This window comes from Sulfuracidifex tepidarius (assembly GCF_008326425.1).
Lineage (GTDB): Archaea > Thermoproteota > Thermoprotei_A > Sulfolobales > Sulfolobaceae > Sulfuracidifex > Sulfuracidifex tepidarius.
In genome coordinates, this window is the sequence record NZ_AP018929.1 from 376,530 (window position 1) to 398,911 (window position 22,382).

18 protein-coding genes and 2 pseudogenes are annotated in these 22,382 nt (G+C 43.4%); 11 read left to right on the top strand and 9 right to left on the bottom strand.

The features are described 5' to 3' along the window. Positions 1–284: 284 nt before the first annotated feature. From IC007_RS01820 to IC007_RS13135, 3 genes are all read left to right on the top strand, one after another. Entirely contained in the window at positions 285–3,818 is a 3,534-nt protein-coding gene (locus IC007_RS01820; protein ID WP_149528258.1) for a hypothetical protein, read from the top strand. Between the two features lie 627 nt (positions 3,819–4,445). Then, positions 4,446–5,018, top strand: a complete 573-nt coding sequence (locus IC007_RS01825; protein WP_054846500.1) for a hypothetical protein — start codon at positions 4,446–4,448, stop codon at positions 5,016–5,018. Between the two features lie 421 nt (positions 5,019–5,439). Further along, positions 5,440–5,586: a hypothetical protein gene (locus tag IC007_RS13135; protein WP_156303830.1), complete on the top strand. Its 147-nt coding sequence runs from the start codon at positions 5,440–5,442 to the stop codon at positions 5,584–5,586. A 740-nt stretch (positions 5,587–6,326) separates the two neighbouring features. Here IC007_RS13135 and IC007_RS01830 read toward each other — a convergent pair. Next, positions 6,327–6,821 carry an HPP family protein gene (locus IC007_RS01830; protein ID WP_232048969.1) on the bottom strand — a complete coding sequence of 165 codons (495 nt, stop codon included), beginning with the start codon at positions 6,819–6,821 and terminating at the stop codon, positions 6,327–6,329. Between the two features lie 70 nt (positions 6,822–6,891). Here IC007_RS01830 and IC007_RS14155 point away from each other — a divergent pair, with 70 nt between their 5' ends. Together IC007_RS14155 and IC007_RS01840 are read left to right on the top strand one after the other, a co-directional pair. Then, positions 6,892–6,999 carry a hypothetical protein gene (locus tag IC007_RS14155; RefSeq protein ID WP_149528895.1) on the top strand — a complete coding sequence of 36 codons (108 nt, stop codon included), beginning with the start codon at positions 6,892–6,894 and terminating at the stop codon, positions 6,997–6,999. 131 nt (positions 7,000–7,130) lie between these two features. Next, entirely contained in the window at positions 7,131–7,712 is a 582-nt protein-coding gene (locus tag IC007_RS01840) for a zinc ribbon domain-containing protein (protein ID WP_054846501.1), read from the top strand. A 646-nt stretch (positions 7,713–8,358) separates the two neighbouring features. Here the strand turns inward: IC007_RS01840 and uvsE are convergent. Further along, positions 8,359–9,225 carry a UV DNA damage repair endonuclease UvsE gene (gene uvsE / locus IC007_RS01845; protein ID WP_149528259.1) on the bottom strand — a complete coding sequence of 289 codons (867 nt, stop codon included), beginning with the start codon at positions 9,223–9,225 and terminating at the stop codon, positions 8,359–8,361. Between the two features lie 323 nt (positions 9,226–9,548). Between uvsE and IC007_RS01850 the strand changes: the two genes are divergently transcribed. Next, complete coding sequence (locus IC007_RS01850; RefSeq protein WP_232048970.1) at positions 9,549–9,761, top strand: hypothetical protein; 213 nt, start codon at positions 9,549–9,551, stop codon at positions 9,759–9,761. A 55-nt stretch (positions 9,762–9,816) separates the two neighbouring features. Then, a complete protein-coding gene (locus IC007_RS01855) occupies positions 9,817–10,020 on the top strand; it encodes a PepK (protein WP_232048971.1) in 204 nt (67 codons plus the stop codon). 256 nt (positions 10,021–10,276) lie between these two features. Here IC007_RS01855 and IC007_RS01860 read toward each other — a convergent pair whose 3' ends face one another. Together IC007_RS01860 and IC007_RS01865 are read right to left on the bottom strand one after the other, a co-directional pair. Next, positions 10,277–10,942 (bottom strand): TFIIB-type zinc ribbon-containing protein, encoded by a 666-nt coding sequence (locus tag IC007_RS01860; protein ID WP_054846502.1) that lies wholly within the window; start codon positions 10,940–10,942, stop codon positions 10,277–10,279. 632 nt (positions 10,943–11,574) lie between these two features. Next, a pseudogene (locus tag IC007_RS01865) lies at positions 11,575–11,901 on the bottom strand (IS701 family transposase); the annotation flags it as partial. A gap of 41 nt (positions 11,902–11,942) precedes the next feature. Here IC007_RS01865 and IC007_RS01870 point away from each other — a divergent pair. Beyond that, a pseudogene (locus IC007_RS01870) lies at positions 11,943–13,180 on the top strand (IS256 family transposase); the annotation flags it as partial. Between the two features lie 23 nt (positions 13,181–13,203). Here the strand turns inward: IC007_RS01870 and IC007_RS01875 are convergent. The 5 genes from IC007_RS01875 to IC007_RS01890 all read right to left on the bottom strand — a co-directional run bounded on the left by IC007_RS01875 (position 13,204) and on the right by IC007_RS01890 (position 17,693). Beyond that, on the bottom strand, positions 13,204–14,382 hold the full coding sequence (locus tag IC007_RS01875) for an urease subunit alpha (protein WP_256202693.1): 1,179 nt from the start codon (positions 14,380–14,382) through the stop codon (positions 13,204–13,206). 17 nt (positions 14,383–14,399) lie between these two features. Next, the gene (locus IC007_RS14005; protein WP_256202694.1) at positions 14,400–14,606 is read right to left on the bottom strand and encodes a hypothetical protein; all 207 of its coding nucleotides are present in this window, start codon (positions 14,604–14,606) and stop codon (positions 14,400–14,402) included. Further along, positions 14,603–15,259 (bottom strand): urease subunit gamma, encoded by a 657-nt coding sequence (locus IC007_RS01880; protein WP_149528260.1) that lies wholly within the window; start codon positions 15,257–15,259, stop codon positions 14,603–14,605. Before IC007_RS01880 ends, IC007_RS14005 begins: the two co-directional genes overlap by 4 nt. A 937-nt stretch (positions 15,260–16,196) precedes the next feature. Beyond that, a complete protein-coding gene (merA, locus tag IC007_RS01885; RefSeq protein WP_149528261.1) occupies positions 16,197–17,507 on the bottom strand; it encodes a mercury(II) reductase in 1,311 nt (436 codons plus the stop codon). 9 nt (positions 17,508–17,516) lie between these two features. After that, positions 17,517–17,693 carry a TRASH domain-containing protein gene (locus IC007_RS01890; protein ID WP_083477041.1) on the bottom strand — a complete coding sequence of 59 codons (177 nt, stop codon included), beginning with the start codon at positions 17,691–17,693 and terminating at the stop codon, positions 17,517–17,519. A gap of 96 nt (positions 17,694–17,789) precedes the next feature. On the opposite strand from IC007_RS01890, the gene IC007_RS01895 reads away from it, so the two are divergent. The 3 genes from IC007_RS01895 to IC007_RS01905 all read left to right on the top strand — a co-directional run bounded on the left by IC007_RS01895 (position 17,790) and on the right by IC007_RS01905 (position 21,993). Continuing rightward, the gene (locus tag IC007_RS01895) at positions 17,790–18,152 is read left to right on the top strand and encodes an ArsR/SmtB family transcription factor (RefSeq protein WP_232048972.1); all 363 of its coding nucleotides are present in this window, start codon (positions 17,790–17,792) and stop codon (positions 18,150–18,152) included. A gap of 723 nt (positions 18,153–18,875) precedes the next feature. Next, complete coding sequence (locus IC007_RS01900) at positions 18,876–20,528, top strand: AAA family ATPase (RefSeq protein ID WP_162302159.1); 1,653 nt, start codon at positions 18,876–18,878, stop codon at positions 20,526–20,528. Positions 20,529–20,847: 319 nt separating this feature from the next. Continuing rightward, complete coding sequence (locus IC007_RS01905; protein WP_149528263.1) at positions 20,848–21,993, top strand: hypothetical protein; 1,146 nt, start codon at positions 20,848–20,850, stop codon at positions 21,991–21,993. Positions 21,994–22,382: the final 389 nt, after the last annotated feature.

A 22,382-nucleotide genomic window follows, 5' to 3' on the forward strand; every position in this document is an offset into this window, starting at 1 on the left:
AAAATCTTTTCCCTCTCTCTTTGCTTCCCTACTTCATCCCTTTTTCACTCTCCCAAACATAACCACTGCTCCTCATCTCTCATCATACCTTTTGTATCTATGTAGATGTCAGATAACAATCTATCTTCTGTCATCATGTGACCTGCATCGACGTGTTGTCTCGGGGTCTTTAGAAGTTCTAAACCCTTATCTCTCAATCCGTTGGCTATACGATATTACAGTGAGTAGTTTATACTTATAGATAGATGAAGTTTTTTAACTCTCAGTATCTATTACTTCATAGAATGAATGAATTATTAGGTTTAATAGCCTTAACGATGGTAATCATAGTGTCTGTAGGAGTGGTGTCATACTTCTTCATACTTTACGATCAGAGCCAGGAAGAATACATGAACCAGATCAAGGAGACAGCCCTATCCTCTCCCTTGAGGGCCGACAGTTGGTCTAACGGAACTATAGCCTACTTCGTGAATAACGGAACTGAGAAGACAGTCACTGGGCTCGTATACGTCCTAGGAGGAAAATTCTTCACGTTGTCTTTCTCCGACATGAAGGTACCAACTTTCCTCCAGGGATACATGAAGTACTTGCCATCTTGCTACTCCAGAGTGGACTTCAACGGGTTCGTCCTAGGTACTACTGGAACTCAGGTGAACAACGGAATAACCTTGGATACAGGGCAGAGGTTAGCTGTACCATATCCCGGGGGTTTCGTCGGGTTAGTCACTACTGGATCTGCAGAGTGGTACCCTTATTACCCAACTCAAGGGTTTTACAACATGGCTAACCAAGACTCTAACGTCAGTGAGGCTCTCCTGAAACAAGTGTATGGAGAGAACAGTGTCGCGTCGAACCTCCTCTCACAGGACGAGGCGAACCTCACGATAGAGGTGAGTGGTGGAGGAGAAGTAGGAGTTGTAGCCTCCAACGGCCAATGGCAGGAGTTCACCCAAGGGGACTGGACCATGACATTACCGAAGTACGTGAACGTGACCCTCATCGCGATCACGGGGTATGATACTACCATGGACGGGTTTAAGGTGAGCGGTTCCTTCCAGGGGATTTCCTCCTCCTATCTCTTTGAGGAGATAAACCTGACGGGGGACGCGGTGGTTCAAGCCCAGTTCTCCTATTACAGCTCCTCGGAGTTCATGAATTCCTCCTCCACTTGTCCTATGAAAGTATATGTGAACTTCAATGATGCCGGTTATCCCTTCCCAGGGGGTTACGCTGTGGCGAGCGGCGACGGACAGTCAGTGGTCTTTGACAACACCCAGTATTTCGTTATAAACTACACTCAGTCCCTGAACGTGACTTTCCATAACTTCCCCTTCTCAGGATACGTGGACAACAAGCAGACACTGTCGTCAGGGGACCAGGAGGTTAACCCTAAGTTCCCCTTCCTGGCTTATGAGCTGAGCTTCGTGAACATTCAGACCGGACAGTCAATATATGCTCTCTCCTTGTTGAACACGACCTTCTTCGGGGTAGGAGTCCAGTGTTATTTCCTGATTTACGGTAACTATTACCCTGGATCCCTCCCCGAACACGTTACCTTGACCTATCCTGGATACAGACTTTCCTCCTCAAACAGCTCCAGTTTGCTCTTCCTGGGAATACCTAGCCAGATAGGGGAGAACGGAAGTGCGTGTTGCCCCGCTCAATGCCAGACCTACAGTTACCCCGTCCTAAATGAGACCGCCTCTATGAACGGAGTCTTCGTCGCACCAGGGTTCTCCGTAAACGAGAGCGTGATAAACGTCACAGTAGGAGAACATAACCTCACCACAGACACCGAGGAAGGTTTCCAGGACCTCAAGATTTACATGAGACCAATCGTGGACGTATTCATCATACCCAACGGGTCTGGTCTCCTCATAGCCAACTTCACCAACGCGGTGACAGGGGACCCTCAGTATCAAATCATCAACCCCCTCTCATTTTATGAGGCAACCGTACCTTGGGGATCGACTGTGAACGTTTCAGCTGACTCCTTCGTTAACGGAGTCACCTTCCAGGGGTGGAGGATGAACGAGAGCGGGAGCTTGGTGCTGTCTAACCTCATGGAGAGACCTTACTCCGGGTTGATCTCCGTTAACGTATGCCTCACGACCGGGGACTGGGTCGTGATCTGCGGTTCCTTCTCAAGATATGATGTAGTGAACGTGTCGGTGGTCAACGGTGTGGGAGGAATCCTCCAGGGAGTGAGCCCTCCCTCAGACCAGGTAGTATATCTGTCCCAGAACATCCCGGTGTCGGTGAACTCCATCATGTGTGTTGAAGCATTCCCATACTCTTCCTATCTGTTCTCCAACTGGTCGGGGAACGTGAGTTACGTTACCTTCCACAACTACACCCTGCTGGAACCTAACGGGAAGGAGGGGAGTTACCTCAGTGGCACTAACGTGCTCTTCAATCCTACCATGGACGTCCTCGTTACTAAGCCATTCTCTCTGACCTCAAACTACGCTCCCGTCCCTAAGGACTCCTACCTTTCGCTGGGATTCGACATCAACGGGTCTGTCCAGGGGAACTACACGGTTTTCCAGGACGGGAACTACACCACTTACAACATGTCTAACTACAACCTCATACGGCTACACGTGGGTGCGGGACACTACCCCCTCAACGTCTACGACGTGAACTTCTCGTTCGTGGTCTACAACTGGCAGGGAGGAAACCAGTTAGGCGTGTCCCTATCAAGTGAGAACTCGAGCTACGTTCCGATCCCGCACACACATTTCCTTCACTTGTTACATAACTCTTCCACGATATCGAACACGGAGTACTCCTTCCCCGGGAACGTGATAAACGCTACGGTCAGGGCTAACGTCGCTGTGACACCCGTTGTTATATGGGTTAACGGAAAGCCTCACCTTTACGGCATATATCAGACCACCATGGAGGGACTGACGTTCTACAACAAGCCCACACCTTGGTACGACTGGTTGCTCTACGCTGTAGGGTTGACCATAGGGATCGTGGTGCTGATAGCCTCAGCAGGGGGACCGAGCGAGATCATAGAGGGAGTTGAGACAACCATATCCCAAGCCATAGACGAGGGAGTTTCCCTGACCACAGTCAAGTTCTTCTTCAGGGGTTTGCTCAAGGTTGCAGGACTCGACTTTTTCGACCTAACAGAGGGACCATCAAACACGTTGCTCAGGATAAAGACCGTCCTCCTTGTCGCCTACGACGCTGACACTTATATTGCTCTCATATTGAGCAAGGAAGGTATAACCAACAACGCAAACATAAAGACCTTCGTCATGGCTTGGTACGGGTTTGGGACTGAGGCCACTTACCCGTCTTTCTCCCGGAATGACTCCAACAGTGTGGCAACTTACTCAAGCGTCCCTTCAAGTGACGTGTCCATAGTGAACCTGAACTACGCCGGCAGTCTGGAAACACCTCCAACTCAGAACGAGGAGCTCCTGTCGCTTTACGAGTCTGACTCGTCCTCCTCCAATTACCTCTACAAGGGGACCATGTATCAGGTAACCAACCCGGTGAACTACGTGAACTATGGAAACACCTCACTGACTGACTTCTCAGGTACCTTCAATGGGGTCTACCTGACTTGGGACCAGTTGAGCTACTTGGAGATCGTTAAGTCCTCAGGGGGCTCACTAGCTGGAGGGCTAGTATCGTCCTTTTTGGGAGGTTTCGGTCTGTTGACCGGAGTGGGGACACTCCTCTCCCTGATACAAGGGAGCACAAGGTACGCGTTCTTCACGTACTACAGCGAGCCCTTCTTAAACCAGGGGAACGAGGCGATCCAACCAAGCTCGTGGTCCTATAATGTAGATCTCTATTGATCTGTCTACAAGCCCTAGAAAAGCGTTGTCTGAAACGAAGGACGGAAAAAGAGAACATATTTCTGAAATCTTTTTTATTTTGACTGTATTTTATTCTTCTTTAAGAAAAGTAAAGAATTGACTAAATTTTCAGTTAGACATCTTTAAAATTGCTGCCAGGAGATATGTTTCGCGTAGTACTTCGATCTGTTCTATCTAATATAGTATAGCATTAAAGAGATGTGCTTCGCTAAAACTATCTTGCTCTAGTTCAGACCTCGATTCCATGAGTCTGCCCACCAAGGCTATGCAGATTATTCATGTAGAGAGAAGGGAAAGTTCGAAATTGCTCCTCGGATCTCTCCCCGCGGCCAAGTACTTGACTGGCACGTCACGACAACAAGTTCCCTGAGTTAGGTCGTCTACATCAAGCCAGTTTTTGGCTTACCCTTGAACATAACCTGCTTCCACGTAAATGAGGTAGAGAATTGAGGTAAAGCTTAACATAGTGGAACACTACTGAAGCATTTATTTTACATGGAGACACTCTTCTACAACATTATTCTATCGATATATCTAGTTCTTCTATAGTTAGAAGTCTATAATTAGAAGAATACTTTAAATAGATGATAGAGTACATTAACCTAAATGAAAAAAGAAATTAGCGAGGAAAAGGATGCGATCAAAGTAAAATGGGTCACTCCGAGAGGAGTGTTAGCCCTTGTTATCCCCATTACAGGGCTCATTACAGCGTATGTGCTGAACGATATCATTTTACTTGATTATGTCCACGTGATGTCCGGTCTGCTTTGGACGGGCATCGATATCTTTATGGGGTTTGTTTTATCTTACACGTTGAAGTCTCTTGATCCGAAGGCGAAAGCCGACGTAGCGAGGAGTTTAACTCCCACCATGCTCTTCCTCATGCCGAGCATAGCAACGGTAGCCGTTACTAGCGGGTACATTTTAGCAAGTGAAATGGGAATTTTTAGCTTAAGCTCTCCGTTGATAATATCTGCCGTAATAATAATAGCTATATTGATGATACAAGGTTTCGGGATATTCTTGCCAAATGAGGTCAGAGTAGTGCTTGAATTGAACAAAGATGAACCTAGCTACGGAAAAATTGGAAAGTTAATGATGATAAACTTCAAGCTATCTGGAGTACAAGGGATACTTCAGTTATTGTTAATTTTCGTCATGGCCCACCTAGCTATTTAAGAACTCAGTGTCTTTCTTTTCAGGATCATGCAAGGCACTTATTTTTCTTTTATGCGAGTCCGTGGCTCATGATAAGTTCTAATCAAGCGCCTAGCTAAAGGGAGTCACGTAAGCTCTAGATTTGAAGAGATCCAAAGAGGGAGTCTGAACTTGTTTAAGGTATGGTAAGTGTATTCCACGTGGTGCTGATAATTGAAATGTTCCGAAAAGAACTTGATGACAAGAAGGTCTGCTAGTCTAAAGACGCAAAAAGCGTTCGTATCTATCTGCACTACTTAGAGTTACAAAGTGGAAAAGGAAAGATTTCTATCTAAGAGATTACATGATGCGATCTGAATTATCTATCCTTCTAGTTTATCTATTGATAGATTCTTTCTTAATTTAGATAGACTTATTAACTAGTAACGCATATTAGATTATCATGGTAAAACTATTCGAAAAGAAGGAAAGAGAAATGTACTTATGTGAATATGCTCTCCAATACCTTAGGGACGAGTTTCCTTTGGAGTACGACAAAGCGATAGAGCTCAGAAACAGGAGGAATCCTTATTTATCTTGGCGATATTAAAAAGGCATTAAAGCAGCACTGAGGATCAACCTAAGTTCTTATTCATGGAAGTGATAAAGGTCGATCAGAGCAACCGTTTTTAATGAAGATTGGACTAATAGACTCGCCATAGTCTTGCAGAAATCTGCGTGAAAGCGTTGAGGTGTCGTGTTCTGATTAAGAGATTTAAATGGACACGAACTGACAAGGTAATTCCTCGACTTATTCACAAGGAACTTCCCTAGAAGACAGATGATTTTTATCTATCTCCAAAGATCAGGACTACTATAACGTTATCGTGAATAAGAGATCGCTCAGTTTTTCAGTGTGTCATGCGCCTTAATCCAAGTCTAGTGTACACCGAGTTATGAGATTTTCACGATGAGGAGGAGATACCCGTCTGTAATGTGATAGGAAATTACGTTATTCAAAACTACTTTTACAGCGTCGATGGTGACGTTTCGATCCTTTCAGACCAGAATTCATGGACTAAGATCTCTTATTGCTTATCACATATCTCTACATGAGTTACTGTGAAAGCCTGATCTAGATCAATTCCTTTTAATGGTCTTTCACACGCGTGCTGAGTCCACGTTGAACGGATGATCCAAGATACCCTATGGGAACGCCAAAAACGCATTATCGCCTTCCCTTCCTTGAATCTTTTCCTATTCAAGACCACACTGTTTAAGTTCCAAAAATAAGTCTTCATGGTGAGACATGAAGTCAGTTGCAGAGACTGAAAGCATCCTCCCCGTGGTTCACCCTAATCTCGGTTCAACGTATTTAGTGAGGAGATAATTGACTCCCTCTACTATGATGACTCCAGTTATGATAGGGTGTACAATGTAAAACAAGTGGACTCTCTCTAACACCCCCAGGAAAGTTGCGAGGACTGCTGGAGGGTGCTCTATGTTCATCAAGACACACAAGGAAAAAGAGATAAAGGACGCTATGGACGCCATGATTATACCGTGTAGGCCTAGGAGGGAGAACGCTAACCCTATTACGCTACAGAGGACATATGAAAACAATATCACAACGCTCCTGTTCATCCTCCAGTCCGGGTCTGGATATTTAGTTGCAGCTGTAGCTAGGAAAGGAGGGAGTATGAACTCGGTCTTCGTCGTGACCGTGACTGCGACCAGGACGGAGATTGAAATTACCAGGTTCAGGACGGAAGCAGCTTTCTTTTTCTTTGAAGGGAACTGCATCATATCACATTCAGGGCTCTCTAATTTATGATTGTTTGTCATTTAATTAATTTATATATATATGTATAAACGAACTACATATATATATATAAAAAAATTAAAAAACTATTAACTGCTAAAAAGAAGTAGGCGATTCTTTCACCTTGTCCTCCTGGTCGTGGACGACACTCACGACCACAAGCTCTACGCTAGTCATGCTGGCCTGCGTAACGGGACGTAGGTCTCATACTCCAGGGAGCGGCCCTCCCATCGTAGTCCAGAGATAAGCGAAGAAAGCCCGTCTCCCGATTTTCCCGCCAGAACAGAGAGGGCACGAAAAACGATATATATTTTCCGTGTCCCATTTTCCTCATGGGAAACGACTTCGTTGAGTCCATGATCTGCCGTCCTGTAGGGATGGGAGGGAAGACCTTGTGGTTAGACGTGAGCAAACCATTAGTCATGAAGCAGCTGTCCCAGGACTTGAAGATGCTATTCAGGAGCGAAGGGATGACCGTGACCTCCACCTACTCCCCCAACATCTTGGTCCTCCAAATCCATGCCAGGGGGATAAGGGGCCATTACTACACCGTGAAGGTATGCCAGAACCAGGGGAAGGTATTGATAGAGACCGGGATCACGAGCGCGAGGCAACAGCTGGAGTGGGCGTCTGCTGAGACGGGGATAGGCGTCGCTTCGGACGAGTTACTGCACAACAAGTTCCTCACCCTCCTCTCAGGGGCTTTCGCTGGGATCGACGTTGCCAGCGTTCTCGGGAGCTACCAGCAGGAGAGTTCTATCCTTCAGCAAATACAACAAGTGATTACGTCTTACGGTGGACAACCCCCTTCCGCACCGGGCCATCCAGTTCAGTACCATCGCTTCTGTCCAAACTGCGGTAATCCTCTCTCAAGACCTTCCTACTTCTGTCCTAACTGCGGTCATAGATTGTGACGATGAACCAGACGACACGCCGGCGCACTGTCTCACTCTAAGAGAGGCATGACTCTATAACACGACATGTGCCTAACGAAATGGGATATCCCCGAAGAGGATCGGGTAGAGGGCGGTACCAGACGATACGCTGTTGCTTATAACTTTAGGATCAGCATCGTGATGATGTGGAGTGAATTTCATTACCTACTAAGCCTTGTTAGGTCGAGATCGTGAAGATTTAGAGACGGCTTCCATCACGTAGTTCCTCCTTAACTTTCAACGCTCTCTCCTCTTTTATGACATCCAACTGCTACCCACGTTACTCTGCTTTCGTCTGCGTCTTCTTTCCCCGTGAAGCAGAAGTCCTGGATAGCGTGTAGACTAGAAGCTAACTACCATTCAAGTAAACGACTTTGGTAATATCTCTCGTGAGAGAGGTGTTATTTACAACTTAGCTTCATCGTGATTGTGAAGAACACGATAATCTTTTTCCATTACCACAGAACAAGTGTGAATTCACTTCGATGTCTTTCTCTTCCCTGTTTCATTACACTATCCTCATGAATTTCTCCTTTTCTTCTCTAAATAATTTAGGTGCAGACTAAAAACTAAGGGAAAATCCAATTAAAAAAGGGAAACTCTTAGAGAATAAAACATTATTAAATTAAAAAGATTTTATTTTATTCATCTCCTTGGCTATCCTCACAGCCTTCAGGGCACTGGCTTCCTTATCCTTTATCTCCAGCATGACGTCTACGTCTTTCACAACTTTCAGGAAATCCCTGAAGTCCGTTTCAGACAAAGTGGAGGCGTGGACGCCTCTCCTCTCCCCTGGCTCCTGGGAGCTGTAGTCCATCATAGGCGTACCCCTCCAAGTTCCCCTCACTAAGTCCAGCGCTTCTTCCAAGCTCTCCCCGTCGTTGTTCAGGGAATGGTGTAGGTTGTCCAGCACTATCGGTATCCCAGTTCCCCTCCATACCTCTAAGCAGTCCCTCACTGTGTACACCCTGTCGTCGTTCTCCACCACCAGTCTGTTCCTCAAGTTCTCAGGCAACAGGGAGAAGTTCTCAACGAACCTCCTGACCCCTTCCTCCTTCCCTCCCTTGGAACTACCCACGTGTATCTGTATCTTTCCTTCAACGCCCATCAAGTCCAACAAGTCGGCGTGGTACTTCAGTTCCTCTATAGAGCTCCTCACCACTTCACCCCTCTCAGAGTTCAGGACGGTGTACTGCCCTGGATGCATTGAGATCCTGATGGACTTCTCCCTTATCACTTCCCCGACCTCCTCCAAGAGTCCCCTCATTTCCTTCCTCCAGTCAAAGGTCATCTTGGGATGGGACGCGAACGGTATCGTGTTGGAGCTTATCCTGAAGAAGAGAATGTCGTGTTCCACGTTCCACTCCAAGGTCCTCTTCAGACACTCCAGGTTACTGTTAGCTACACCCTTCACTCTCTCCAGATGATCGAGTTTCACCGTAGAGTCTGCCTTGCACAGGGAGCGGTTTGTGGACACGTAGCCTATCTTCACAGCGAGAAGGAGGAGGGTAAGAAAATAAAGGTGAGTTCCAAAAGGTGGAAAGGCGAGCACGTGACGCAAGTTGCCTTACGAACGTCAGAAGAGTTTGAAAAGGTGAATTCATCCCTAATTCGTCCTTCAAGAATAGGTGAACTCGTAAATATTGATTTCTGTCTTAAAGTTCTTCTCATCGAATGAATACTGTTCTAAACCTGACATAAGTGACTAAAAAGACTGTAATACTTTTGCAAAACTATTCGTTATTTTCAATTACTTTTAAATACCGTTTTTCGGTCAAGTAACGTTTATATAGTATTACAGCACGTCATCGACTGATGACCTACGAGAAAGGTAAGAAGGTGTATTTAGGCACACTTAAGGATAGGACGGTTATAGATAAGATACGTTATATAGGCTTATACTTAGATCAGCTTAGTGATGAGGAGAAGAACGAATTTTTGGAATGGGCTAACGAGTTGTATAATACGCTAAACTCCATTTTGGGTAAAAATATTGGTCAATCTAATTCCAGTTTGGAAAAAAGTTAGATGATGTTTTAAAAACCCTCAAGGAGATTAAGGGTAAAAAAAGACTCCTAAAGATTTGGATAGGTTGTATGAGGAGATGAAGGACTCGTTAGGATATGTAACTGTTCAGGATTTAAGGAAAGAACTGGGAATGACTCTTGAGGAATTTATGGACACTTTTTACGATTACGTTAAGAGTAATTATGAGTTGATACCAGGCGGAAAGGAAGGGTTTGTAATAGGCGGTGAAATGTACGGGATTATAAGACGCAAGAAGTAACGTTTTCATATACGCGTTAGCGGAATATTTTATAAAGACGGTATACACACAAATATGCTAACGTGCAACATTTACGTATTGTATATCTCGTTAAAATGCAACTATTTAACCCCTTAAGAGGGGTGACCGTGGCGGAATTAGAAGTAATTAAAAGTAAGGAGAAGTTACGCCACGGGTAAACACTGATTACTCGGTTTCAGAACTCCAGCATTTACTAACAAGGTGAGGGTCGTGAACTGTTCACACAGTTTCACACTTACTTCAATTTACGGAGAACCACATTGGGATACCCTCGATTGTCTCTTTGTAGTTTCTCATTAACGGCTTTGTAATTTATTGTCCATACTAAGTCATGAAAGAAATTCTTTACCCCCCTGCGGTCCGAGGTGAGGAACCCGAAGCTCATCCATCTTCCGATCCTAACAGGTGATACGGGGTCATACTCTGGCTTTATGGTGATTCGAAACTCGTCACCGCAATGAGGACACCTAACGGTTCTCCCTTCTAGGAGTTTAGGATGTTTACGGATCTCAATTTCGTTGACTTCCATTCCCCAAACTCTGCCGCATCGCGGACAAAGGAGTTGAGGTGCTCTCCCGGAGGTATATATCCATGTGGGAACTTTCCCCCTAGTTACAAAAACGTATGAAACCAAATTTCCTTTATAAAACCACAGATCTTTGGTTACCTTCTGTGCTGCGATCAGTAAGTTTTGGTCAAGATTAATCCCCTTTTGTAACGACGTGTATCCCTTCATTACATGATAAGCTACGGGATTTACATCTATTCCGAAGGAACTGAAGCCGTATATTGAGGCTTCCCCTACTCCCGTCCCTCCCCCCGCTAGAGGCTCCAGAAATGTCTTACCTTCCCCTCCACTAGGGGATGTGAGTAACCTAGGAAATGAATCATGGTCTCCCAAGAATGCTGAAAATATTCCATCATATATAGCTAAAAATCTTCTAGACCATCAACGATGAAGTCTCAGCTGAGGCTTTCTCCTTCCTCTCTCCTCGTCTATCCTCTTTTCTATTAAGTCTAATTCCTCTTGAGTTAATTCATCAATTATCACGTTTTACTACCTCGTTTCTTAGTAGCTAAGAGATTCTCGATATTAATTTTTGAGTCTACATTGAGTGAATATATCTTTGGTGCTACCGCTTCACGGTTTAGACCTTATTTAGGTAATGCTACGATTTCTCAGCACATATAGTTCTTTCTGGAACTGAGAAGAACGTTAAGGATATTTCCTATCTTATTACGGAAAAAGTTTGAGGTAAAACTTGTTCAATGATGATCAAGGCTAATGAAGAACCTTTCCTATACTACGAATGCGTTTAATTTTGCCCTTGAGTTTCCTGGAAAGAAAGAGCTCAGTTCTACCAAGGTTATTTCCCCAGCAATTGGCTTAATTTCTTTACCTTCTTGGGTTTATCGAAGTCTGTATCATCTGCTAGAGACAGAATAACGTTAGTATCGAGATACTGACTTCCTCCCCGCCACGGCGAGGGTCCTCCCTCATCGATTCGCTCTTATATTAGCAGTTGTACTACTTTAACGTAGCTTAAACGTTTTCATCAAGCCTAGGGCACCTCCTAAACGAATTTCAACGAACCTGAGGAGGTCTTCCACGCTCCTCAGGTTAAGGGAGGCGACCAGGTACCTGACCGCGTTGACCACCGTGACGAAGAGGAGCAGGTACCCCTGGAGCCTGCTACTCAGGAAGGAGTCCTGGAGACCCGGGGCCTTGACGTCCCGGTGGAACTCCTCTATCTCCCACCTGACCCTCCACGTCTCCAGTACATCCCCCCGGTCCAGGTCCAGGTCGGTGCTGTACAGGTTCAACCTGTTACCTTTATATTCCAGGACGAACAACTTCAGGGGCTACCAGTTATAGTTGTGGTAGCCAAAGGTGAAAAATAATGTCGAAAAGTAAAAATAACCCCGGAAGGGGTAATATAAGGGAGGGTAATACCATGAAGGTAAGGGAGGAAGTGAGGGAGACCATAAGGAAGGCAGTCAACGAAGGAGTCAGCCTAAGGGAGATCGGGGAGATGATACTACAGGAGGCCATGATGGAGGAGAGGGAAGCGTATCTTGAAGTTGAGGACGACGAGAAGAACGGGACGTACTTCAGGTATCTGGGCACTGGAAACGGGGTGTTGAGGCTCAGGGTTCCGAGGACCAGGAAGGTGGATTCAGGCCGAAGATCCTCCCCGAGAAGTACGAGAGGATGGACCAGGGCTACGAGGAGTTCCTCCTGGGACTTGTCCTTTCTGGGATGACTCCAGGTCAGGTTAAGGCTGTTCTCGCAGCCAAGGGTATACCGTACAGTGAAGTGGTGATGGACCGCGTCGCGGAGAGGATATCCAACAAGCTCAGGGAGTTCAAGAACCGCGAACTACCTCACGACCTCCTTGCGCTCTACGTGGACGTGAAGTTCGTTAAGGTCAGGATCAACGAGGCCATTGTGGAGAGAGCGGTTTACATTGCCATAGGAGTTGACCTTGATGTCAACAAGTCCGTGCTGGACTACGAGGTCAGGGATAGGGAGGACCTGGACGGTTGGAAGTCCTTCTTGGGAGGTCTAGTGAGCAGGGGAGTCAGCAGAGTAGACGTGATCGTAAGCGACGACTTCTCGGGTCTAGATCGCGTGGTGTCCACTCTCTTTCCCTCCTCAGAACACCAGCTCTGCATAACCCACTTGATCAGGAACCTCATAAGGGTTCTTCCTGACAAGGAGAAGGACGAGCTGATGGCTAGGGTTAGGGACCTCAAGTCCTCGAGGAACGTTGAGGAGGAAAAGAAGGCAATCTCGTCCCTCAGTCAACTCGTTGAACCCTTCTCTCCAGCTCACGCCAAGAGGCTTCTAGACGCTGCTGATAAGTACCGCGCCTTCCTCAACTTCCCCAGGGAAGTCAGGCACTACCTATACACCAACAACACGTCGGAGAGCTTCAACTCAACCTTAGCCAGGTTCGAGGAGGAGCTCGGAGGTTACTTTCCATCCCTTCGCTCCCTGCAGGTCTACCTCTACGTCTCGATCGAGGAGAGCAACTCACGTTGGAAGTCGAGGCCCATGTCGGTGATAAGGCATCACTCCTATCACCTGAAACAGCTCCACGCCTCCAGGTTCCAGGTGAGCTTTGATGAAGACTTTCAAGCTACTGCTTATATATTTTCTTACACATCTATACCCGGTAGCCCCACCGAGGCGTTGGTTTCTCCCATGAGTGCCCATGCAACTGCACCTCCCTTTATCACCATGTAAGGTCTAACGGCGAAGAATCTTGGGTCCCAAAGTACTATATCGGCTATCTTCCCTGGCTCGAGGGAACCCACGTATGAGGATATGCCGTGGGTTATGGCTGGGTTCACTGTAACCTTAGCTAAATATCTCAGGACTCTCTGATTATCATCCATCGCGTTAAGGTTCAACGTTTTCATTTTATGAGCTAGTTGAAACGTCCTTATTCCACTCTCTCCAACTCTCCCCATGGCCTGGGAGTCAGAGCTCATCATACTGATTGCTCCTAGATCGTGAAGATAATCTTCTGCAGCCATTGTCTCGTCCCTTATCCTCGACTCGGCGTAGGCAACGTCCTCGGGAATCTTTGGGTTAAGGTGATGCACAGCCATTAACATTTCGAGGTGTTCCTTATAAATGTGAACCGTGAAAGGTTTGGTAGGATTAGTAGAGGAAGGAAGAACGTTAAGTTCTCCAACAATTCTTATTATATCAGGCGCATGACCTCCGCCTGCACCCTCTACATGATACGCGTGAATTGTCCTACCTCCTATGGCACTCACAGTGTCCTCGTAGTAGCCGCTCTCGTTTGACGTGTCGGTATGTATTGTGACTTGAACGTCATATTCGTCGGCAACCGTGAGGGTCTCATCTATCACCCTGGGCATGGCTCCCCAATCCTCATGAACCTTGAAGCCAAGGACACCAGACTCAATCTGTCTCTCCAGCTCAGGTCTTGAAGAGACACCTTTCCCAGTCAAACCCACGTTTATTGGCATCTGATCCAATGCCTTCAACATCATTTCAATGTTCCATTTTCCCGGCGTTGCTGTGGTAGCCTTAGTTCCCTCGGCTGGACCGGTTCCTTCACCTACTATAGTTGTGAACCCAGCGGATATAGCATCGTAGGTCTGTTGCGGGGCTATCCAGTGAACGTGAGAGTCTATGAAGCCCAGCGTGGCAATCAAACCTTCTCCAGATAGCACCTCTGTTCCTCCTCCAACTACCATAGTTACTCCATCCATAGTGAATGGATTTCCTGCATGTCCAATTCCAACTATTAAACCGTCCTTGATTCCCACGTCTGCCTTAATAATTCCGATCACAGGATCCATTACTATTACGTTAGTTATTACAAGATCCTTTCCTCTTCCTTGGATGCTAGGGGATAAACTCCTATTCCGTCTCTGCTCGTTTTTCCCGCTCCAAATACTAGCTCATCACCGTGTGAGATTAGATCCTTCTCTAGTGTTATCCAAAGGTCTGTATCGGCTAACCTCAAGGAGTCGCCCACTGTAGGACCATATAGGTCGAAGTATCTTTTTCTCTCTATCTTCACGCAAATCCCCTCTCTCTAGCTCTCCTCATAACTTCTCCCTTGTTATGATCAGGGGATCCCTCAGTTAATCCGTTCAATCCTACTATCCTCGTCTTACCTTTAATTCTAGTAAGTTTCACCTTTTTCTCTTCCCCCGGCTCAAACCTCACTGATGTTCCCGAGGGAATGTCGAGCCTCATGCCTAGAGCTTTCTCCCTATCAAAGAAGAGGGCTTTATTAACCTCGAAGAAATGATAATGAGAACCCACTTGAATTGGTTTATCTCCCGTGTTTCTCACGGTTATCTCCACTTCACCTTGTTCCTGAACCTCAATGTCATCGTCTCCTAACTTCACTCTCTCTTTACCTTTACCCTTAATTGGGTTCCTCACTGTAACCAACTTAGTTCCATCTGGGAACGTTGCCTCTACTTGCAGAATATCTATCATGTCTGGTACCTCAGGCATTACGTCTTCTTCGCTGAGGAGGTTTTGTGATTCTGATATTATTTCATCCATTCTCTTCCCTTCTCTTGCTGATTCTATGATAAAGTCGCTGATTAACGCTACTGCCTCTGGATAATTCAACTTAATTCCCTTAGCTTTCCTTCTCCTGGCTAATTCAGCAGCCCAGGAGAGAAGGAGTTTTTCTATCTCACGTTGTGATAGGAACATTGAAGAGAATTAACATGAAAATAATATAAAGATTCTCGGTAGTGTGATAAAAAATTATTAAACATTATCATATTTCCTTGACGTAAAATGAGTTCTTTGTTGATTATATTAACGTTTAAAATGTTTACTTTAAAATAGTAGCATGAATCATCTATTCCTTTGTTTTGAGATATAAAAAATTAATAAGAATAATTTTATAGAAAAGAAGTAAATACACTATATGTATTACCTTAATAGTACAGTGGTATAACTAGTGGTATTTTGCACGGCATTGAAGTCAAGATGGATGACGGATCTTCATTTAGAAGAAAGTTTTGTTATTTTGGAGTTAAGGGAGCTGAAGACCAATCCTTGAGGGAGAGGAAGGATATCTCTTATAGTAATATTTTATATTTATACATATAAAATAACTAATCATTTTTAGACATTGGATGTAAGGGCTAAGTCGTATCCTCGGGACTGGTGGAACTTACGTTTATGGAAAGCAAACCTTTCGTAATCCCTCTTCCACACGAGGCATTATAGAACGGTTCTAGTAGATAAAACCTCCGCTTTTGATGAAGAGAGTAGAAATTGCTCTGAGAAGCATGAAATCCTTATAGTGAAATGAGAATGCATCGTCCGTAAGGGTATCATAGTTCACTATCTAGAAAATGGAGAAGTATTGATAGTCGAAATTCTTTGGAACATTAATCTAATTCAATGACAATAACTTTTATTTAGAATATTATAGTCTTATTCATGGGAACAAAATTCAACAATATCGCTACTGATATTGTAATAATAAACTATTTTCTAAATAATTTAAGCTATATAAGTGAAGTTAAAAGAGATAGAAGCTAAAATGAAGATAAATTAAAAATAAAGAATAATTATATTTATTTTATTTAAGTTTCATAAATTAGATATATTACTAATTATTATTGTCAAACCTATTTTAGACACAACAGCTCATTCTCTGTACATCTCCTCTGAATGAAATTGCAGCTATTCTGATCGCCTCACCCATTGTAGGGAACAGATGTATAGTATCTATTAAATCATCTACGGTTACCCTCATCTTGATTGCTAATGCAGCCTCGTTTATTACGTCAGCGGCATTCTCACCTACCATAGATACTCCCATTACTCTTCCTTGTTGGGTTACCATCTTTATGAACCCTCTACTGTTTACAATCCTACCTTTTGCAATGTCCTTCATCATAACTTTTCTGCTCTCAGCCTGAGGAACATCCATTTCCCTGAGTCCGACGCTGGCTATGTTAGGTTGGACGAAGACTGCTCTCGGAACGCTGAGGAAATCTATTCCCTTTCTGGACCCTGTGATCGCGTTCTCCGCTGCTAAGGAACCTTCCCTCCCAGCTACGGCCTCCAGCATTGGTTCACCTATTACGTCACCTGCGGCATAAACGTTAGGATTTGATGTTTGAAGAGCGTCGTTCACCTTCACACCTCCCCTATCATTTAGCGACACGCCTGCAACTTTAAGGTTAAGATCGACATTAGGTTTCCTTCCAGTAGCCATGAGTATCTCGTCAGCTTCTACCTCACCCTTATCAGTCACCACTACCTTCTCTAACCCTTTCCTCACTTCCTTCACCCTGACGTTAGTAGCTACAACTACACCGTCGTCTTCTAAAATATTCCTAGCTTCGATTGACACTTCAGGTTCCCAGTCAGGTAGAAGCACTGGACTTCTCTGCAGCAAAGCAACGTCTATACCCATTCTGGCGTACATCTGAGCAAACTCTACGCCAAGAGCTCTTCCTCCTACCACGATCAAAGAGTTAACTTTCCTTGATGAGAGAGCCTCAACGTTAGTCCAGAATCCTACTTCCCTCAAACCGGGGATGTCTGGAATTGAAGGAGATGAACCAGTTGCTATGATGAATTTGTCGCCTTCCACAACTTTGTCCCCTACCTTCACTGCTTTAGGGGAAATGAAATGAGCTTTGCCTTCCACTAGCTCCACGTCATAGGAGGACAGCACGTCCTCGTATTTCTTCTTCCTCATCTCCTCTACTATGTTATTCTTGATCTCCATGGATTTGGAGAAGTCCGCGTTCTTACCGCATTGTTTTGCTATCTCTCCCTCGTGGAGCAATGTCTTAGATGGGACGCAACCCACGTTCACACATGTGCCTCCTAAAGGACCACTACCTATGAGAACGGGCTTCACTCCCAGTTCGTTAGCTTTTATCATGGCTGCAAAGCCTGCAGCTCCGTAGCCTAGTATGACCAACTTCATGACGTATCACTAACAACAATGTGACTCGTTCTCTTTTTTCTCAAAAGCATCTGCACAATGAGAACAGCAGAAGTAGTGTACCTTACCTTTCATTTCTCTAGAGTACACGTTCTCTGGAGTTAGAGGTTTCCCGCAATATTCACACTTATTTTCATCTTCTTTCTCTATTCTAAGGTTCAATTTCATCTTTCATCAATTATACTTCTCTTCTTATCATATATATACATATGTTTATATGTATAACTATTCAACTTAAAAAGGCTGAAGATGGATAGAGTAAACATGGAAAAAGAGAAAACTGAAGACTTCGCGTTGATGGCAGAGTTGGAATCATTCTTCTCAGCCCTTTCAGATTCCACTAGGCTTAGGATAGTCATGTTCCTACTGAAGAACGGTGAGGCCTCGGTTCAGGAGATCTGTAAGAGGGTAGGGAAATCACAGCCATTGGTCTCACACCATATGGCGTGCCTAAAGAACTGCGGGGTGGTGAAGTGGGAAAGAAAGGGGAAAAATGTAATATATAAGCTGAACGATGAACACGTAAAGGAAATAATTAATGAAGCCTTGAATCACGTAAGTTTGTTCAGTAATTCCATTTTATCATGTGAGATCATCAAGGAAGAGAGAGAAGACGGGAAGGAATAGAGGAATGTAGGAATGAAAAACAAGGCTTTTGCATGAAATATAAATATTTCAATTAGTTTGCTAAAAAATTTATACGAACTTCTTTCTAGGAGATTTTTCCTTATTTAAAGAGAACTTAACTCTTTACATATGCACCCTTAACTTTCCCACGAAATGATCCCCTTTTCCTCATCAAATAATACAAAAGTATCCTTTTTATTAAACAAAAAAGTAGCGAATACCTTAAAAATATAATTAGATATCTTTTTCCTGCTTTTTAATATTATATTCATTTTCTAGATTCTTAAATACTTTGTCCGATATTTCATCTGGAATTAATATTATAAATCCCTTATCTCTTATCTTCATATCCCTCAAACTAGATCTTATGAAATATTGACAGAGAGTTACTCGAATCTATCATGTCTCTATTTATACTAGGTACCAGTATCTAATTGAATATAATAAGAATATTTTCTATCTATTAAATTGAGAAGTTATAGCTAAAAATTTTAGAGAAAAATACTAAGTATTATATCAGACTTGGAGGACTTCTGACCTTTCGTTCAAAATTTTTATTAAATTGCTCTAAAAAGATAGAGGTAAATGTACTCCGATTGGTTTAGTATTAGGAACGAATTTAAGCTCATTGAAAGTGTAGAAGGAATCAAGGATTATTTGTCTCATGAGAACTCTGAAATTGTTCCATGTATTTTTAGAGATAGCTCAGATTCACCGTTCGACATGGATGCATCTTTAATTTATTCCATTCTCGGAGAACCAGGTTACTTAATTTGGGGAGATAGCAAAGGTTCGGTGAAGATCAGTGTCAGAGGGAATGGAAGTGAGCCAGTTGGGTATCCTTTTTCAGCGCTTTTCAAAAGATACTTCTTATCTTATCTTAAAAATGATGGGTCCAGAATAGATATGGTACCCTCCCTCAACAAGATTATGATAAGCTTACTTTACGTACCATCGGATGAAAAGAATAAAAGGAGATTTATAGGAGCTGGAATAATAACAGATATTAATATAGATTCAATCAGAAATTTCAGATATTGGAAGGAGGAATCTGGCTCAAACGAGAAGTACTGGATTCTTAGATTCAGAATGAAGGTAATATGGTTGTCCAGATCCGTGAGAAACTCAATCCGTGAAAGCATACCTGAGATACGAGAGTGGTTAAGAAAGGGAGGAAACCTTCAAGACCAAGTCCCTTCTATCTTGAGAAACGCAGTAGGAGAAGAAATAGAGGGTGTACAAGCTTCTCAGTCTAATAACTGTTACAATGATTCGAAATACATAAACGGTGTGAAAGATTTCATCATGTCCAAGATTGAGAGCGGAGAGGTAGAGGAAACTTATAAATTCTATAAACAGATAACAAATGAACTTGAAGATCTATCTCAAGGTATCATTACAGAAGAAGTAAATAATGCGAATCCCCAATGTAAATCTGTGGAAAAAGCACTTGAGGAAGCTAAAGATTTAATTTCTAACAATCTCTATCTGCAGAATCCTAGAATTTTAGACTTCATGTTTGCGTCCCTGAGGATAGGAAACATTTTGCTTGTAGGACCGCCAGGAGTAGGAAAGACTGAAATAGCTACCACCATAGCAGATTCACTTTGTTCTAACGGCGAGAAGGCTACCGCTAACGCGCTGTGGACGAGAAGGGATTTAATAGGAGGAGAGACCCTGAGGGAAGGATCAATCTCTTGGAAGCCCGGAGTAATTCTCAGAGCTTACGTGAAGGCATCTAGAATACCAGATAATGCATTGTTTCCCGTAGTATTAGAAGAGCTCAATCGTGCAGACATAGACAAAGCTTTCGGTGACTTTTTTACCATGTTTTCATCCGCTGACGCCTCTAAATGGAGAATTCCGTCCTCTTTGATGGAAGAAATAAGGTCTTTTCCGCCCGATCCTCAGCTATCTCAGCTCCTTAAGGTAATAGAGAACGAGAAGAACACTGGGAAAAGTCCCCTAAGTAAGTTGAGGGTTATAGCGACAATGAACTTGAAGGACTTAAGGAACCTATATCAAATAGGCGACGCCATTACCAGAAGATTTTCCGTCTTTTATTTGGATTGCCCTAAGGGAGACTCAGACGTTGAGGTAGTGATGAAAGCTAATGGATTTAACTTTACTCAGGAAACGGTAAATGACCTTAAGGAAGTGATATCTAGAGTTAGGAAAGGGTTAGGATCAAAGTTCTGCCTTTCTACATCTACGGTATCAAAGGTAATATCGCAGATGTCCATAATGCAGAAGGAGACTCATAAAATCGAAAAACAAGAAATAATAGAGCTAATAAAGATACATGCAGGAACTATAGATAATGGAGTAATGAAGAGGATAGACAAGATGCTTGAAGTAAGTTCCGAAACTCATTAAAAAACATGAGATTCGTGTATTAAGTTCGATCCATATTCATGTACACCAATTCTAGATTTAGAGTACAACGTGAAAGTGAGTCTCAATTCTTTAACACTAAAGTATACATATGGACTATCAGCATAATCATAGAAATATCTATTATTTTCAGTCAAGAAGATAGTCGTTTTATGATTATGCGATAATAATTAACATATATAATTTTCTTTTACCTATCAATGATATCTTGAAGGGAAATCAAAACCAACGGAAATCACTTAACGCTAGAGATAAACGTCTTATAGAGCTTACATCCAGATTCTATTTACAATATAGGGGAATGGACTCTTTCTCTAAGCTAAGTAGGATCCTGGATAAAGTTGACGCGATGAACTTAGATGATGCTCAACAAGTCATTTCAGCGTACTTAACTTACTCGGCTCTGAGGACAGTTAATAGAGCTATCAACTCAGGGTTAAGGGATCAGTGGGTTAGAAGGGAATACCTATCCGAAACTGGAGAAGATGTGTCTGGAATCCTAGATGTTTCCAGGTCATTAACTACCCTTCCCTTCAATGTAGCTTATCTCCAGCCAAATCTAAGGTCTAAGGAGCTATCTTTTCTGGCCTGGATAGCAAGGGAGACATTGAGAAACGCTAAAGACAAGTTGAACTATTCGGCTATTGAGCCCTTCAGCTTCCATCATGAAATGAGAAGGGAAATCAAAAAGGCGTATGAGAGAAAAAAGTTGCTTCCCGAGCCGTCAATTCCCTCAATAGACGAAAACTCTCCCGACTGGCTGAGAAACAGTTATCGTGCCTACTTGATCTCGAAGAGGAGCAAGATGGGAATCAAATCCAGAGGAGGGAGGAAAGACGTTAAGATAGTAATAAGCAAGCTTTACGAGCTCTTCGTATATATGGTAGTCATGAAAGTCCTAAAGGAGAAAGGGTTCACTATTAAGGGAAAGGAAGGTTTCATGGAAGGGAGCTTAGGAAACGAACTTCTTCATTTAGCGTTTAACGTAGATCCTACGTCTTACGGTATAAAAGACCTGATAGAGAGTGTTGATGCCATGGACGAGAAATTCACTAAAAGCGTACTAGGAAGACCCGATCTCTCCATAATAAAGGAGAGCGAAAGTAAAAGGAAATTAATAATAATTGAATGCAAGTATTCCCTCAGTCCAACGTACATTACGGAGGGCAGATTTAAGGCAATGGCTTACACTTACGAGTTTAGTTCTGATGCTACATTACTTGTGTTTCCTGGTTTACTGAATAGAAAGGCTAAACAGGGAGAGGAGGAGAGCACTATCCGGATTTATGAGGAAATGATGAAAAGAAAGATGAACGGACAGTTAGTAGGATGGATAGACCTGAAGCTCAGGGATGGAAGAAAGGTTTACCTAGTTTCCATAGACCCAATGGAGGAAATGGAAGAGAACTTTGAGAGAATGAAGACGGTGATCTCTTCAATTATCTAGTATCTAGTAAGGAAAGAGAGGAAGAGATAATTGAAATTAAATAGAGTTAGCTCAAAGTTTATCCTGGAGCGTATTGTAACGCATTTATGAGCAAGTTCTGGATACTCCAAAACTTAATGCGGAGATCTTACAGCTCATTATGAATTGTTAACGTAGGGGAAAAAGAAAGAAACATGGATGAGGATAATGGATGACATTACTGTATACACTTTTGGAAAATAGAATCAAAATATGGGAATATATTTCGTTAAAGGGAAATTAAATATGAAATGAATTCCTCGTTAAAGTCACAGGAGGGAACGTTCAAGTTACTACGCAGACATTATAAACGAGAGAGCCGGCTTTAACGAAAGCCTCTTCACGTTAGGCCTATACTAGATTAAAAGTCC

Excerpts from the sequence above, each read along its gene's own strand:
- IC007_RS01830 (WP_232048969.1), bottom strand. The coding sequence starts at position 6,821 with ATGACAAACAATCATAAATTAGAGAGCCCTGAATGTGATATGATGCAG.
- IC007_RS01905 (WP_149528263.1), top strand. The coding sequence starts at position 20,848 with ATGGACTCTTTCTCTAAGCTAAGTAGGATCCTGGATAAAGTTGACGCG.
- IC007_RS01825 (WP_054846500.1), top strand. The coding sequence starts at position 4,446 with ATGAAAAAAGAAATTAGCGAGGAAAAGGATGCGATCAAAGTAAAATGG.
- merA (WP_149528261.1), bottom strand. The coding sequence starts at position 17,507 with ATGAAGTTGGTCATACTAGGCTACGGAGCTGCAGGCTTTGCAGCCATG.
- IC007_RS13135 (WP_156303830.1), top strand. The coding sequence starts at position 5,440 with ATGGTAAAACTATTCGAAAAGAAGGAAAGAGAAATGTACTTATGTGAA.
- IC007_RS01850 (WP_232048970.1), top strand. The coding sequence starts at position 9,549 with ATGACCTACGAGAAAGGTAAGAAGGTGTATTTAGGCACACTTAAGGAT.
- IC007_RS01880 (WP_149528260.1), bottom strand. The coding sequence starts at position 15,259 with ATGTTCCTATCACAACGTGAGATAGAAAAACTCCTTCTCTCCTGGGCT.
- IC007_RS01900 (WP_162302159.1), top strand. The coding sequence starts at position 18,876 with ATGGATGCATCTTTAATTTATTCCATTCTCGGAGAACCAGGTTACTTA.
- IC007_RS01890 (WP_083477041.1), bottom strand. The coding sequence starts at position 17,693 with ATGAAATTGAACCTTAGAATAGAGAAAGAAGATGAAAATAAGTGTGAA.
- IC007_RS01875 (WP_256202693.1), bottom strand. The coding sequence starts at position 14,382 with ATGGATCCTGTGATCGGAATTATTAAGGCAGACGTGGGAATCAAGGAC.
- IC007_RS01895 (WP_232048972.1), top strand. The coding sequence starts at position 17,790 with ATGGAAAAAGAGAAAACTGAAGACTTCGCGTTGATGGCAGAGTTGGAA.
- IC007_RS01820 (WP_149528258.1), top strand. The coding sequence starts at position 285 with ATGAATGAATTATTAGGTTTAATAGCCTTAACGATGGTAATCATAGTG.
- IC007_RS01840 (WP_054846501.1), top strand. The coding sequence starts at position 7,131 with ATGGGAAACGACTTCGTTGAGTCCATGATCTGCCGTCCTGTAGGGATG.